This is a genomic window from Maribacter zhoushanensis, from assembly GCF_029350975.1.
GTDB classification, from domain to species: Bacteria; Bacteroidota; Bacteroidia; order Flavobacteriales; family Flavobacteriaceae; genus Maribacter; species Maribacter zhoushanensis.
Genome location: NZ_JARKMR010000002.1, coordinates 485,651 through 499,009 on the forward strand (window position 1 = coordinate 485,651; position 13,359 = coordinate 499,009).

Here is a 13,359-nt window from a genome sequence, read left to right on the forward strand (position 1 = left end):
AATCTAAACCCTAGTATTGATAATTTACATATTAACAGGCACTGTAGTTACTTGTCTTACAATAAACTGTATTTAAGAATAGTTATAATCGTATACGATATATTATATTTGATACATGCTGCTCAAAAAAAACCTAAGAGATCAAGTGCGGGATTATCTGTTGTCAGAGATGGTCACAGGTAACCTAAAAACCGGAAAAACGATTAATTTGGCAGCCCTTGCCCGACATTTAAAAGTAAGTGTTACTCCTATTAGAGAGGCGCTAACCCAATTGCAACAATCGCATATTATTAAGGCCGTACCTAATAGAGGCTTTATAATAGCGGAATTAGATGTTGAAGAAGCAGAAGATTTATATGAACTAGTAGCCAATTTGGAGGTTATGGCTATTGAAAACTCTGAGTTTACTGAAGCACATATTGTTGAACTTAAGAAACAGCAAGAGGTATTTGAAAATGCCACTGATGCTATTTCTAGAATACAAGCAGATTTAGAGTTTCATAGATTATTGACCAAAAACTATAAAAATAATCTTGCCCTAAAGATTCTAAATGATTTAAAGACCCGCATTTTCTTTTATGAGCGCGCCTTTACCAATGACGATTCATTCTACAACAAATCTGACAATCAACACGAATCCATTATTTCTGCAATTGCAGATGACAATGTACCCACAGCTTCCCTCCTATTAAAAATGAATTGGATGTTGATTTTAAATTATATTCAAAAGAAACTTACGGAATAAAATTACTCTAAGTCCTGTAATAGTTCTTGCGCAGACCGGGTTACTTTAAGATAACCGTTATACGCCCATTTACAGAAAAACACCATGGCAACCATAGTAATAGCAAATATTAGATATTGCTCTGTTTTTAAACTGGTTAAGAAGACGTTTTTGTTTGATATTATTTTTGAGGTTACGGGAACTATAAAAACCAACCCAATAAAACCTACGGCTATCCCTATTTGTTGCAATCTTAAAAGTCTATTCTTGGTCTTTAAGTAAAGTTTTAAGTTGTCTTTATACGAACCATTTAAAATATCAATGTTTTTTATCCTTTTTAAGGTAGAAAGTACCATTGCCGGTAATACAATTAAAAATGACAGGGTAAGTATACCGCATACCTGTAAATACCACGTATCCAATTTTTGAAAATTTATGAGTATAAAGAATGCAATAGCAAAACAGATAAGGGCTCCTAAAGTTTCATACTTGGTTATGGTGGTAAATTTATTCTGATATTTCTGCTTTGTCATATCTAATATTATTTGGTTCGTTAATTTCTTTTGTTGATTTAATTCATTGCTCATTTGTGTCCATGCAGACTGTAGTTCTTCTATATCCATGATTATTGTTTTGTCATGTTAGTTTTTAATTTTTTCTTTATACGGGATATTTTAGTACCCACATTGCTATCGCTTAGTCCTGTTATTTGTGCTATCTCTTTATAGCTTTTACCTTCAAGCAAAAGAAAAATGAGTCCTTTTTCTAAAGTGTTCAAGTGTTGTAATTGTTGATATAGCAGCTTTAATTGCTCTTCTAAAACATCATCTTTATAATCAGATTGAGTAATGAAAACATCGGCGACAGAAACCGAATCTGGTCTTCTTTTTTTCTTTTTAACAAATGTTATTGCCGTGTTCATTGCTACACGATACATCCATGTGGTAATTTTGGAGTCGTTGCGAAAAGAGTCAAAATATTTCCAAAGTTGAAAGACTATCTCCTGGAACAAGTCTTCTTGATCTTCTTTCTTATCCGTGTAAATAGAGGTCACCTTATATAATAGTGCCTGGTGTTCACGTATTAAATCAGTAAAGACTTCTTCTTTCTGCATATATAAAAACGTATTTCCCCATTAGTATACATATTATCTCTATTGTCACACTTTCAAATGAATTCTTTTTTAAATTAAAACAAAAACAAGCTAACTCATACAACATGAGGTATATATGTGCGTTTTATTAAAAAAATAAATAAAGGTATGCAGTTTTTAAACCCAGAAATTGAGGCGTTGACAAAGAGAAAAGCCACACAAAGTTTAGTTAAGAAAGAAATTTCGTGCGGTATTTTTCAAGATGTAAAAGATATCCCGGTAGTTGATGAAGCAGTGGTACTTAAAAAAGTATAACCACTATTCAAACAAAGATGTGTCTAAGCCCGGAATAAGGTTTAACGCATTTTGATAATATAGTTTTTTCAGAACTTCATCAGGTAGGTTCAATCCGTACATGGACCAAAATGCATGATATTTCTTGTAATAAGGAAAGTATTCATCGTTGCTTTCAAGTACTCTAAAGTATGTTGGAAATTCTTCTGGTTTCCAACTATCCTTACCAAACAGCATCCTGTCTTGGTATTTTATAAAAAAGGCTCTAGCATTCTGAGGTTGCCTTCCTAATTCAGCTATTACCGCAGATATACCCACATTCATATTTGGCATAGCATCTAACAACTCACCAAGTTTTTCAAGATTGTTGGCATGCCAGCCCATATGAGCATTTATGAATTTAGTTTTAGGATGTTTTTTAAACACATTATGTTGCTCTTGAATAATCTGCTCAAAAGGAGCAGGATCTGTAGCAGTACGTTTTCTTCTAGGATGGGTTTTTAATTCTAACCAGCGCTCATTGTCCGCATCCATTTCATCCCAAAAAGGCTTTGGATCTGCCGCGTGTATTAAAACAGGGACACCCATTTCTGCACATTTTGCCCAAATAGCATCTAAACGAGGGTCATCTATTGCTAAACGATTACCGTCAGAATCTTTATTTCTTAATCCAAGACTTTTAAAAATTTTTAAACCTTTGGCTCCATTCTTAATATCTTTCTCTAATTGTGCTGCAGCTTGTTCTCCCCACTCCATATCTTTAGCACCTTCAAAATCAACATTTGCAAAAACGACGAATCTATTAGGGTAACTTTTATTGATATTATCTATTTTCTCTTTTAGGCTTGCTCCAGATCTACCGCTTAGGTTAACCATGATAGCTTCGTTCATGGCATCCATATGAGAAACTAAACCAGTTAATGCCTCTACTGACATGTCTCTTTGATGGCTGTGTACGTCAATAAAAGGAAACTTTGCTTTTGTGATTTCTGCTCCAGGTACTACTAAGGTAGATTTGGGATTGTACTCTTCAAACCCCATTTCTTGAGCTGTAATTGTTGAAATAGCCAAGGAAGTAAAAAGCGTAAGGAACGTATATTTTAGTCTCATATTATGGATTAATATCTGTTTTGGTTCTATTGATTAATTTGTCGTATTCTAGTTTTGTGTCAATATCAATAATCTGATTTGATGCTTCTAAAGAAATTATAGCATTTCCATTTTTATTTAAAAGTTCCTTTGCACCGAAGTCCCCTTCTAATTGAGACAAATTATGAAATTGCAATTTAGGAAACAATGCGGGTACACCTACCTTTTTACCGTAGTTTGTTGCAATAGTTTTTGAAGTATTCTCTTTAAATTCTTTTATCAACATGTTTAGATAATTGGAGCTCAATAAAGGCTGGTCAGCAAGACAAATCAAAATTCCGTCTATATCTGTATTCTCTTTAAGTACGGCTTTAACTCCATATGCAATACTATTTCCAAGTCCGTTTACCCAGTTAGGGTTTACAATCACACTAATATCACTTTCGACAAAACGACATTCAGAAGTAATAAACTCAGCATTTGAACCTAATATGATATGCAGAGAATTGGCTTGACTCTGCTGAACGGTTTTAACCGTTTCCAATAAGAAGTTTGAGTCTTTCCATGGCATTAATTGCTTTATACCGTTCATACGTCTAGAAGCGCCAGCTGCCATGATGAGTACTGCTATCTGTAGTTTTTTCTCCAATTTTAAATTGTATTCAATTTATCTCTCAACTTTACGGGTTGTGTCTTGCGTATAACGGTCAATATTTCTGCTAAAATTGAAATAGCAATTTCTTGTGGAGTTTCTGCACCAATATTTAATCCTGCAGGACCATGAATATTTTCAATAAAATCCATATCAATATCCATATCGTGTTCCAACAATTCAGAAAGTAATTTTTCCCTTCTTTTTATGGGGCCTAGAATACCTAAATAGGTAGGTTTACTATTTTTTAATCTCATTAAATACTTTAAGTCTTTTACATAACTATGTGTCATTAAAAGAACAGCGGTATTGTTATCTATAGTTTCAACAGGAAGTTCTTCTGGCTCAAAATCCAATAATGCATCAATTCCATGAAAATCTGAAATAGACTTATTCTCTTTAGGAGTAATGGCAACATTCACTTCCCATCCCATACTTAATCCAAAATGAACTAATTGAACAGCATCGTGCTCACCCCCTATTAATAAAAGTCGTTGACAAGGTTGCATTGTCTGCAAGAAGTGCAGACTATTTTCTTGTTTTTTAGTACCTGAATTAAATGTATAAGTAGTTGAATTCAGGTGTATAAAAGTGCCATATCCCTCTAATTCACCATATTCTTTGATATAAGATGTGCTTAGCTTGAACGATTTCCGATTTTTGATAATTGAATTAAAATCAGCTATAAGCGCTTCTTCTGGTGTAAAGGACTCTATTAATATATAAAGTAAACCTTCACAACCTAGTCTAAACCTACCATCATAGGTCATAAGTTTTGTAGCTCGATTCTCGAAAACGGATTGTGCTTGAAACAAAACTTCTTTCTCAACACAACCGCCACTGACAGCCCCTATCATAACATCATCTTCACGAATAAGCATACGAACCCCAGGTTTACGGTAAGAAGAACCATCTAAAGCTACTACCGTAGCAAGAACGCACCTAACATTTGCCAATTTAGCAATGCCGTACTCCTTAATTATCTTTTTGAATTCGTGAGTCATTAACCATGGATTTTACACCTTCTAAAGTACTAAAATTAATACTAACATTCCTAAATGCTATTTGTCTTAAACCCAAATAAATATGGGTGTTCACACAATTTTTAACCCACAATATCTTCCGCTTTAACAATCTTTAACATTTATTTTTTCATTCCTTATAATTTAAATAAACTTTGACCGTTCTGCTAGTTGAACCCGTAATAATTGAATATGAAGAATTTTTTGAAAACATTCAGTGTGTTTTTTATACTTACTCTAATAGTATCTTGTGGTAATGCAGATGATGATGTAAGTTTTGACCTAAATACAGGTGACGGACTAGGAAAAGGAACCGTAGTTGATGATTGTTTAGGCCTTGAAGAAGGAGAGCTTGTATTATCAATCCAAGAACAATACACAACTTTACCTGGTAAGGTTTCGGTATTTTTTAGAGTGTCTGATACCGGCGGAAATCCCGTTCCAGGTTTAACGGCAAATCAGTTTACAATTTACGAGCAAGGTAGAAACGATGATTGTTTTAATACCATTTCTACATCAGAATCATCGGCACGTATATCGCCTAACTCACAAATTTTCTCAAATAACACTTTACTTGTGTTAGACTTAAGTAATAGTGTATTGAGCAGTAGTTTAGAAGAATTAAAATTAGCTTCTACAAGTTTCATTGAAGCCGTTATGCCAGAAACAGCTGCAGAATCTGTAAAAATGGCTATTTATTGGTTTGATGGTGAAGATGAATTACACCTATTAAATGAATTGACATCTTCAAGAGTTGAACTTATGGAAGCAGTTGATGGTATTACAGATGATATCAGTAACGACCCTTCTACAGATTTATATGGTGCTGTAATAAAGTCTACAGATATTGCGTCTGATTTAATCAAGGTATCAACTGAGGGCGGCAAAATTGGTGCTGCATCGGTAGTGTTGTTTACAGATGGTACAGATCAGGCTTCTCGTTATACAGAAGATGCGGCATTGAAAAAAGTAAATGAAGCAAATGCGAATATATCTTTCTTTAGCATTGGACTTGGAGCAGAAATAGATACTGGGGTATTAACTGCAGTTGGTAAAACGGCAAGTGTATTTGCTACTAATAAAGATGAATTAGAAAATACATTTAGAGATATCTCTGAAAAGGTATCTGAAAGAGCAAATAGCTTTTACTTATTTGAATACTGTAGCCCTAAAAGAGATGGTAGTGGAGAAAACAATTTAGCAATAGAAATTGATACAGGTTCTAGACAAGGTGCAGTGCAAACCAAATTTAGCGCAAACGGATTTACAGGTGGTTGCGAATAGGTAAATCACCAACAAAATTTAAAAAGAAGCATGAAAATGCTTCTTTTTTTTGCTCAAAATTGAAATGAACAACATATTGATAATCATCTCTTTGCACTAGTTATTTGCAGGCGGAAATGGATTAAGTCAATAACTTAAACATCTGATTTTAGATTTGTGCCGTATATAAAACCGATTAGACTAATATTAATTAAAAAGAACAAAATGAAAAAATTATCCTTAGTTACTATAGTATCGGTAGCACTTTTATCGTCTTGTGTTTCTAAAAAGAAATATGTTGCTTTAGAAGATAACTTATCTCAAACTCAAAGTACTTTACAAAAGACACAAGTTGAGAAAGAAGAGCTACAAGCTCAAATGACAAAAATTGAAGCTCGCGTAGACGAGTACAATTCAAAAATCAACTCATTAAAAGAGATGAACGATAGCCAGTTCACAAGTGTTGATGATGTTGCCGTTATGAGTAACAATACAAAAGCTAAGATGAGAAATACATTGAAAAATGTTGACCCTGCAAAATTAGCTGGTGCACAAACATTACAGGATTCAATGAACTTGGCAGTTTCTTACAAATTGAAGCAATCAATTTCTGAAGAAGGTGAAGATATTGATGTTAGCATTGATAAGACTGTAGTAATGATTAATATTTCTGATGAATTATTGTTCAACACTGCTAGTTATAATGTAAGTAGCAAAGCAAACAAAATTTTACAGAAATTGGCTGACGTAATCAAGTCTGAGCCAAGTATGGAAGTGATGGTTGAAGGTCATACTGATTCTAGAACAATTAACACTCCTATGGTTACGGATAACTGGGATTTAAGTGTAAAACGTGCTACTTCTATTGTACGTAAACTACAGAAAGAATATGATGTAGATCCTTCTCAATTAATTGCTTCAGGTAGAAGTAGTTACTTGCCTTTAGTTGAAAATGATTCTAAGGAACATATGGCAATGAACAGAAGAACAAAGATTATCATCTTACCTAACTTAGATAAGTTCTTTGCACTTTTAGATGCTGAAGACGCTTTATAAGAATTTGAGTTTTATATGAAATAAAAAGGGAAGCAAATGCTTCCCTTTTTTTATGCTCTAAATCTAAACCTATTATCTAAATATCATTCCGTTTGGTACTTGAATGTCAGATTTTTTTAAGTCAACTAAAAACCCGTTAATCACGGCATATTCTATAACACCGTCTTTTTCTAAAAAGAAAGTCGGGTTTATTCCTGGCATTAAATTCAATTCAGGAATAATATACTTTGCACCTATTAAATGAACAGGAAATGGCGAATTAATGTGTTTGGCAGGAAACTTAGACAAACGTATATAACCATAACCTTGTTTTAATAGGTCGTTAAAGTTCAAGTTCTCAACTTCACTAAAAGTATTTAAAGTCTTTGGGTATACCTTTGCCTGCGTTATAGTATAACCAGTAGCATCTAAGGTTTCATACCCGTAATAGGTAGATAAATCTCCTTGATCTAAAATTCTACTACTATACCAAAAGGAGTTATGGTCCGGGTAATCTACTTCAATCTGATTCATACCTAAATCAATAGTATACGTATTACCCAAAAGTTCATAATTGGCACCAACAATTTTTAAATCGAACAGTTTTCTATCGTTCTCCGGAATTTTCTCATATTCTTCAATGTTGATTGATTCATAAGATTTTTGAGCAATAGTATAAATAGCAGATAAAATAGAAGTGTAATTCAGTTTTCTTATTTCCTGTTTTTCAATATCCTCGGGGAAACCTCCAGATTCTATTAAAATAGTACTTGTTCCCCATTTTTGAATATTATCGCCAAAGGCTCTAGGTTCAAAGTCATCATTATATCTACCCACTTGCCCAGGAGCATACTTCTGCAAAATATCATTCATAAAAACAATGATTTTCATAGCATTGCCACGGGTTTCATTGATGTCTTTTTCATAATTATAGGCAGGGGCTAAATAGGAAATAGTAGCTGGTTTATCGGTACGTTCGGCATTATAATAAGTACTTTGATCGTGAAGGTTAAATCCGAAATCTGCATTAAGACTATCTCGCACTCTTTTTAATGTTTGAGATTCTGGCGACTGTAAACGCAACGCATCCCTATTGATATCAATGCCCAATAGATTTCTGCGTTGATAAAGCTCAGCCCCATCTGGGTTTAGCATTGGTAAAAAGTGAACTGTTAAGTTAGCTAGAATAGCTTCTTTCTCTTTTTTAAAATCTGCACTGTCAAAGAAATTTAAAATATCAAAAATAGCCTGTGTAGCTGTAGGTTCGTTACCATGCATTTGTGACCATAGAAAAACATTGGTATCGCCGGTACCAATACTGATTAAACTTAAATCTCTACCGCCAATAGATGTACCTGCCGTATTTACCTTAAACTTGTCATTGGTAGCAAGTTTGTCAATAAGAGGTTGTATATCGGTTCTTTTAATACGTCGTTTACCAATAGAACTTTCTTTATAGTTCTCATAGGTATCGTATAACTGGGTAGTAATATTATCTGATTGCCCAATTGCAGAAAGGGTGCATAAGCTTAGTATGGAGAGTAGTATTTTTTTCATTTAAAGTCCTTCTTTTTAAATTCTAATTTGTTTTGGGTAATTCTTTGAAATTTAAGTTTTTGACCGCATTTCTAACGCTATTCATGAATTCAGATCCTGGGTCAGTTTTTACGGTACGATAACCTTCATCTTTTTCTAACCAAAGTGGGTGATTTTCAAATAAGGTGTATTCATAATGACCTATTAAATAGTCAATATCATATTTATCCTTTAAATACTTTACCAACCAAATGTTAGATTTTAGTTGCTCTTTGGTCAAAGGTAAATCTTCGCTACCGCCTACATTCTCAACGCCAATAGCACAATGGTTTAGGCCAATGACATGGCGAGCCATAGTTGTTTCCGGTAATAATTGATAAATGGTACCATCTCTATCTACCATAAATTGAGAAGATACATTTAAACCGCTAACATTTTTTATATCTGGTCTCCAATTTGGTAAAGTAACAGGGTTGAATGCTTCAAAAGATTCTTCAAATGTTGGTATAACCGTCCAATGTAATACTATCATTTTAGGTTCAATTTTTGGAGAATCTTGTTCTAGACCGTATCTGTTTTGAAGATACTCTAATGTCAATAACTTACGTTCTTCATTAAATGTAATAGGATACTCTACAATGGTTTTGGTTGTAGAGCAAGCAGATAAAATACAAACTAAAATAAGGTAAACTATATGTTGTTTCATTCTTCCTTGATTTCTAGACTATCTTTTTCAACAGCATACGTTATAGTTATTTTTCTTCTTCCCCATTCTTTTGCTTTCTTGACATTTTCACCCATATAAATATCAATACGGTTACGCCAACGAGAATGCATTTTATCTTTAACTAAATAGACCCCGTCAAAGGTATCTATCTTTACCATGGTGTTATAGCTTAACCCTTTCTTTAGCAAATCTCTAGAGACGGCAATCCATTTTAGACCCGGCTTTATAGAATCTCCCCACGCTGTAATAGCCGGGTGTTCATAAGATGTTTGGTACGGAAGTGAGTTATATGCAGTAGCCGTAACTTCTAAAGGAACCCAATTATACTTATCATCCACAGGTTTTTCTGAACAGCTAAAGGCTATTATCAAGAAAACTAAAACGAATGATTTTTTTATCATACCTACTAATGTAGCTTATTTTCTAAAATTAAAAGGTCGGTATAACTTTCCTTCCATGCTTCGTTTAGATATTCTGGGACAGGAGTAAATGAATAATTCAAGGCGCTTAATACCAAATCTTCGTCACCATCATTATCAATATCTGCAGAATCCATTAAAAACCACCTACCCATTTTAGTATCTGCAAAATGTTCTGAAGTAAACCTATAATCGGCACTATTTTCATTCTTTAAATACACAATGTTATAATCCGGGTGCTTTTCATAATCAGGAAAAGTAGCCAATAAAGCAAAGTCTACATCACCATCTTTATCAAAATCGTTAGCAATCACTCTGGTTGCACCGTTTAAAGGGTAGAAATAGGTTTCTTTAAAGTTGTTACTACCATCATTTATATGAATACGCATGCCATGGTAAGGCTTATGTATAATAGATTTATCGGCATTATCGCCATTTACCGTAATGATATCATCATAACCATCTCCATTATAATCTACCAGTTCAAACCAACTAGAACCATATACAGGATTAAAACGTAAAACTTTGTCTATATCAAAATTCAAGTTCTCTTTTTGATATAATATATAGATAGCCTCATCACCTTGTGCTGCCATAACTATTAAATCTTTTTTTCCGTCACGGTCCATATCTTTTGCTATTACGCGTATAGACCCTGGTAAATTTAATAGCGTTTTATTTTTATAGAATCCGTAAGTATCCTTTTCAAGTAGTGTTAATTTACCTTTCAGGTTACCAAACTCACTAATGATTATCTCTTCGTTTCCATTATTGTTTAAATCAATATATAGTGTATGTACTGGTCTGTGTAGTGAATCTTGTAAAACAGCGGTAGCACTGCCGCTTCTCAAAACTGTTTTGCCTCTTGGTATTTCATTTGGGTCCATAACGCCCATATTGGTAATGAACATGCTATCGCCCACAATACGTGCATCTGTTATAGCCTGATTAAAATTACCCAGTACTATATTTTCTTTTGTATTTAAATTATAAGCGGATAGTGCTCCTCTCCTATTACCAGTTAGTATTTGATGATTTACGGTATCTATCTTTAAAAAAGTATATAGATTACCCTTAACACTATCTAGAGTGACTGGCTTGGTTTTAAATTGAGACAACTCAGAATTTTTAATTTTCAACGGATTATTGACAACACTATCAGGTGCCATTTTCACGATATAATCTGCGAGAAGCTTCCAGTCTTCTTCCTTAATTATTGGTCTAGATGGATAAATACCTGTTTTTATAATAGCAATCTGCTCATCAAAAGAATGTTTGTAATACGGATGATGTTCTGGTGTAATGATACCTAACCGTGCACCCATTTCTGGCAGCACATTGTCTTTCCAAATATGTTTTGGTAAATCATTGATGCTTGGTGCCATATGGCAACTGGCACAATAAGTCTCATACAACACTACTTCTTTCTGGCTTTTCTTTGTATTACATGATAGAAAAGAGCATAATAGGATAAAAAATATAACAGGTTTAAAATCCATTAGAAATTGATGGTTTTATTGAATTTAGAATTGAATAATGGAAGATACCTATACCTAAATAATCTAGCAAGATATAAATGCTTGCTTTTCTTTAAATTTGTAGGGCTATGAAAAAAGAAAAGAAACCAGATAATGTTGTTTTCAACGAAGACACCCAAGAGTATCACGGAAAACTATCACCTTTTGCAACGGGAGTATCTGCTCCAAAAATAACGCCGCCAGACGTTACTTCTTGGAAAAACACTCATATTGTAAGTGCCAATAATCAGTTTAAGGCAGAATATGAAGCCTTACAGGAATCGTATAAAAAACTGATGGACAATTTTGAATATAATAACTTAGTCTACAGTGCAAAGTTTAGTTTTGAACCCATTGTAGGTAAAGAATATCATTTGTACAAAGCTAAAGATGAAAGCACATTCTTATCCTTGATTTTACCGGAAGAATGTAATTTTAATTATTTAGGCAGCTTTAAGTTAGGTCCAGATAAAACATGGGAAAAGGTCGCGTAAAAGAATGACTAAAGTTAGGAATTGGCAACAATCTCTTAATTAATTTTAAACGAATAAATCACGAATGAAAAAGCTTAAATGGATTCTGGGTATTGCCTTAATTTGCCTAATAGCCGCAGCATATTTTAATTATCCAAAACTAAATTTAATTTCTGGCTATGCATCTAAAAACATGGCTTCAAGTGTTTTTATAGCAGATAGAGACCCTGCGGATATTACATTGAACGATAATAATATGCCGCTGATCAAATTGGCAGATTGTGATGTATTAGAAGCTGAGAAATCTGCTACAGCCAAGGTATACGGACTTATGCCAAGAACAGCCGTATATAAAGAGGGACTTGGGGCAGTGCTAACCAACAAAGAGTTTTCTAAGCATAATTTTGATATTGTACCTAACAGGTTTATTGCAAAAGATACATTGCCTTTCCCCTACGGTAATAACGGAGTAATGGATACTGTTTTAGACAATGTAGCTTACGATAAATTAGAAGTTGCTTTTGAAAATGCTTTTAAAGATCCAGAGCAAAAAACAAGATCCCTTTTAGTAGTACATGAAAACCAAATTATTGGTGAACGGTACATTCGTGGGTTCACGAAAGATACCAAAATTCTAGGCTGGTCTATGACCAAAAGCATTTTGGCTACGCTATACGGTATTCTAGAATATCAAGATAAAATTGATATGGATTATAAACCATTTTCTGATGAAATACGGATGAAGAATCAGAAAATGAATATCACACTTAATCATCTTTTACGCATGCAAAGCGGATTGGAATGGGATGAGAACTATTTTAAAATATCTGATGTTACCCGTATGTTATTCTTAGATTCTGATATGACCTTGGCACAACGAAATAAAAAAGTAGTGGCTCAACCTACAGCAGTTTGGAATTACTCTTCTGGTACCACAAACTTACTTTCTGGCATACTCAGAGATCAATTTAATACACACCAACAATATTTGGATTTTCCTTACAAAGAACTGATTGATAAAATAGGGATGAGTTCTATGCTTTTAGAAACCGATTTAACCGGAAACTATATATTATCATCGTACGGATGGGCAACAACAAGAGATTGGGCAAAATTCGGATTACTATATTTAAACAAGGGTGACTGGAATGGGGAACGTATTTTTTCTGAATCATGGTCAGACTATGTAGCAAAACCTACAATAAATTCTAATGGAACCTACGGGGCTCATTTTTGGTTGAACGCTGAAAGTAAATATGAAGACATACCAACAGATTTATATTCAGTAAACGGATTTCAAGGACAACGCATCTTCATCATACCATCTAAAGATTTGGTAGTTGTGAGAACCGGATTGAAAGAACAGACAGATGAGCAATTCAATACCTTACTGAAAGAGATTATAGCATCTATTCGATAAAAGGGGCAAAATTTTAACCTTTTCAATACAATACCACATTTTTGAAGTAGTTCACAACAGAATTCTCTTGTCTGGCAACAATATTTTCAGAGAAC

Annotated in this window: 15 protein-coding genes; 6 read left to right on the forward strand and 9 right to left on the reverse strand. The window is 33.7% G+C overall.

What is annotated here, in order from left to right:
* The first annotated feature begins 115 nt into the window (after nucleotides 1–115).
* Complete coding sequence (locus PXD56_RS08810; RefSeq protein WP_276492964.1) at nucleotides 116–745, forward strand: GntR family transcriptional regulator; 630 nt, start codon at nucleotides 116–118, stop codon at nucleotides 743–745.
* Nucleotides 746–747: 2 nt separating this feature from the next.
* Here the strand turns inward: PXD56_RS08810 and PXD56_RS08815 are convergent, their stop codons facing one another.
* On the reverse strand, nucleotides 748–1,347 hold the full coding sequence (locus tag PXD56_RS08815) for a hypothetical protein (RefSeq protein ID WP_276492965.1): 600 nt from the start codon (nucleotides 1,345–1,347) through the stop codon (nucleotides 748–750).
* Nucleotides 1,348–1,349: 2 nt separating this feature from the next.
* Nucleotides 1,350–1,838: an RNA polymerase sigma factor gene (locus PXD56_RS08820; RefSeq protein ID WP_276492966.1), complete on the reverse strand. Its 489-nt coding sequence runs from the start codon at nucleotides 1,836–1,838 to the stop codon at nucleotides 1,350–1,352.
* A gap of 147 nt (nucleotides 1,839–1,985) precedes the next feature.
* On the opposite strand from PXD56_RS08820, the gene PXD56_RS08825 reads away from it, so the two are divergent.
* Entirely contained in the window at nucleotides 1,986–2,132 is a 147-nt protein-coding gene (locus tag PXD56_RS08825; RefSeq protein WP_276492967.1) for a hypothetical protein, read from the forward strand.
* 3 nt (nucleotides 2,133–2,135) lie between these two features.
* Here the strand turns inward: PXD56_RS08825 and PXD56_RS08830 are convergent, their stop codons facing one another.
* From PXD56_RS08830 to PXD56_RS08840, 3 genes are read right to left on the reverse strand one after another with little or no spacing between them, the layout of a single operon-like run.
* A complete protein-coding gene (locus tag PXD56_RS08830; protein ID WP_276492968.1) occupies nucleotides 2,136–3,221 on the reverse strand; it encodes an amidohydrolase family protein in 1,086 nt (361 codons plus the stop codon).
* Between the two features lies 1 nt (nucleotide 3,222).
* The gene (locus tag PXD56_RS08835) at nucleotides 3,223–3,849 is read right to left on the reverse strand and encodes a nucleotidyltransferase family protein (protein WP_276492969.1); all 627 of its coding nucleotides are present in this window, start codon (nucleotides 3,847–3,849) and stop codon (nucleotides 3,223–3,225) included.
* 2 nt (nucleotides 3,850–3,851) lie between these two features.
* Nucleotides 3,852–4,856 (reverse strand): XdhC family protein, encoded by a 1,005-nt coding sequence (locus PXD56_RS08840; RefSeq protein WP_276492970.1) that lies wholly within the window; start codon nucleotides 4,854–4,856, stop codon nucleotides 3,852–3,854.
* Nucleotides 4,857–5,066: 210 nt separating this feature from the next.
* On the opposite strand from PXD56_RS08840, the gene PXD56_RS08845 reads away from it, so the two are divergent.
* Nucleotides 5,067–6,158, forward strand: a complete 1,092-nt coding sequence (locus PXD56_RS08845; protein ID WP_276492971.1) for a vWA domain-containing protein — start codon at nucleotides 5,067–5,069, stop codon at nucleotides 6,156–6,158.
* Nucleotides 6,159–6,362: 204 nt separating this feature from the next.
* Nucleotides 6,363–7,193 (forward strand): OmpA/MotB family protein, encoded by an 831-nt coding sequence (locus PXD56_RS08850; RefSeq protein WP_276492972.1) that lies wholly within the window; start codon nucleotides 6,363–6,365, stop codon nucleotides 7,191–7,193.
* Between the two features lie 72 nt (nucleotides 7,194–7,265).
* On the opposite strand, the gene PXD56_RS08855 is transcribed toward PXD56_RS08850, so the two are convergent.
* From PXD56_RS08855 to PXD56_RS08870, 4 genes are read right to left on the reverse strand one after another with little or no spacing between them, the layout of a single operon-like run.
* On the reverse strand, nucleotides 7,266–8,729 hold the full coding sequence (locus tag PXD56_RS08855) for a M14 family metallopeptidase (protein ID WP_276492973.1): 1,464 nt from the start codon (nucleotides 8,727–8,729) through the stop codon (nucleotides 7,266–7,268).
* Between the two features lie 22 nt (nucleotides 8,730–8,751).
* Nucleotides 8,752–9,414 (reverse strand): N-acetylmuramoyl-L-alanine amidase, encoded by a 663-nt coding sequence (locus PXD56_RS08860; protein ID WP_276492974.1) that lies wholly within the window; start codon nucleotides 9,412–9,414, stop codon nucleotides 8,752–8,754.
* Nucleotides 9,411–9,836, reverse strand: a complete 426-nt coding sequence (locus PXD56_RS08865; RefSeq protein ID WP_276492975.1) for a 3D domain-containing protein — start codon at nucleotides 9,834–9,836, stop codon at nucleotides 9,411–9,413. The genes PXD56_RS08860 and PXD56_RS08865 overlap by 4 nt, the downstream gene beginning before the upstream one ends.
* 5 nt (nucleotides 9,837–9,841) lie before the next feature.
* Nucleotides 9,842–11,353 (reverse strand): FG-GAP-like repeat-containing protein, encoded by a 1,512-nt coding sequence (locus PXD56_RS08870; protein WP_276492976.1) that lies wholly within the window; start codon nucleotides 11,351–11,353, stop codon nucleotides 9,842–9,844.
* Nucleotides 11,354–11,460: 107 nt separating this feature from the next.
* Between PXD56_RS08870 and PXD56_RS08875 the strand changes: the two genes are divergently transcribed.
* Together PXD56_RS08875 and PXD56_RS08880 are read left to right on the forward strand one after the other, a co-directional pair.
* Nucleotides 11,461–11,865: a DUF2452 domain-containing protein gene (locus tag PXD56_RS08875; RefSeq protein WP_276492977.1), complete on the forward strand. Its 405-nt coding sequence runs from the start codon at nucleotides 11,461–11,463 to the stop codon at nucleotides 11,863–11,865.
* 64 nt (nucleotides 11,866–11,929) lie between these two features.
* Nucleotides 11,930–13,264, forward strand: coding sequence for a serine hydrolase domain-containing protein (locus PXD56_RS08880; RefSeq protein WP_276492978.1), 1,335 nt, complete (start codon nucleotides 11,930–11,932; stop codon nucleotides 13,262–13,264).
* Nucleotides 13,265–13,359: the final 95 nt, after the last annotated feature.

What these genes read in the sequence shown, in the direction of transcription:
- PXD56_RS08810 (WP_276492964.1), top strand. Translation starts at nt 116, where the DNA reads ATGCTGCTCAAAAAAAACCTAAGAGATCAAGTGCGGGATTATCTGTTG.
- PXD56_RS08815 (WP_276492965.1), bottom strand. Translation starts at nt 1,347, where the DNA reads ATGGATATAGAAGAACTACAGTCTGCATGGACACAAATGAGCAATGAA.
- PXD56_RS08820 (WP_276492966.1), bottom strand. Translation starts at nt 1,838, where the DNA reads ATGCAGAAAGAAGAAGTCTTTACTGATTTAATACGTGAACACCAGGCA.
- PXD56_RS08825 (WP_276492967.1), top strand. Translation starts at nt 1,986, where the DNA reads ATGCAGTTTTTAAACCCAGAAATTGAGGCGTTGACAAAGAGAAAAGCC.
- PXD56_RS08830 (WP_276492968.1), bottom strand. Translation starts at nt 3,221, where the DNA reads ATGAGACTAAAATATACGTTCCTTACGCTTTTTACTTCCTTGGCTATT.
- PXD56_RS08840 (WP_276492970.1), bottom strand. Translation starts at nt 4,856, where the DNA reads ATGACTCACGAATTCAAAAAGATAATTAAGGAGTACGGCATTGCTAAA.
- PXD56_RS08845 (WP_276492971.1), top strand. Translation starts at nt 5,067, where the DNA reads ATGAAGAATTTTTTGAAAACATTCAGTGTGTTTTTTATACTTACTCTA.
- PXD56_RS08850 (WP_276492972.1), top strand. Translation starts at nt 6,363, where the DNA reads ATGAAAAAATTATCCTTAGTTACTATAGTATCGGTAGCACTTTTATCG.
- PXD56_RS08855 (WP_276492973.1), bottom strand. Translation starts at nt 8,729, where the DNA reads ATGAAAAAAATACTACTCTCCATACTAAGCTTATGCACCCTTTCTGCA.
- PXD56_RS08860 (WP_276492974.1), bottom strand. Translation starts at nt 9,414, where the DNA reads ATGAAACAACATATAGTTTACCTTATTTTAGTTTGTATTTTATCTGCT.
- PXD56_RS08865 (WP_276492975.1), bottom strand. Translation starts at nt 9,836, where the DNA reads ATGATAAAAAAATCATTCGTTTTAGTTTTCTTGATAATAGCCTTTAGC.
- PXD56_RS08870 (WP_276492976.1), bottom strand. Translation starts at nt 11,353, where the DNA reads ATGGATTTTAAACCTGTTATATTTTTTATCCTATTATGCTCTTTTCTA.
- PXD56_RS08875 (WP_276492977.1), top strand. Translation starts at nt 11,461, where the DNA reads ATGAAAAAAGAAAAGAAACCAGATAATGTTGTTTTCAACGAAGACACC.
- PXD56_RS08880 (WP_276492978.1), top strand. Translation starts at nt 11,930, where the DNA reads ATGAAAAAGCTTAAATGGATTCTGGGTATTGCCTTAATTTGCCTAATA.